The 274-nt window shown below is 61.7% G+C and carries 1 protein-coding gene; it reads left to right on the top strand.

Features of this window, described 5'->3' with window-relative positions:
* Nucleotides 1–274: SDR family NAD(P)-dependent oxidoreductase (locus EOD29_RS31710; protein ID WP_127248816.1), on the top strand; the 274-nt coding region annotated here is incomplete at both ends.

The following is a 274-nucleotide window of genomic DNA, read 5'->3' as shown; positions in this document are numbered from 1 at the left end:
GACGACAGCGCGGGCGCGTCCGGAAGCCCTGCCGGATGAATTGTTCGTTGAAGCGGACCTGACCACCGAGGAAGGCTGTGCAATGGTCGCGGATGCCGCGCGCCAACGTCTCGGCGGCGTCGATATCATCGTTCACATGCTGGGCGGTTCGTCAGCGGCCGGCGGTGGATTTTCCGCTTTAACAGACGACGAATGGCAAAAGGAGCTGTTTCTCAATCTGTTTCCAGCTGTTCGACTGGATCGGCTGCTCGTCCCGGACATGGTCGCCCGAGGG

This window comes from Mesorhizobium sp. M1A.T.Ca.IN.004.03.1.1 (genome assembly GCF_003997555.1).
GTDB lineage: Bacteria > Pseudomonadota > Alphaproteobacteria > Rhizobiales > Rhizobiaceae > Mesorhizobium.
This window is presented reverse-complemented; position numbering and strand designations above follow the sequence as displayed.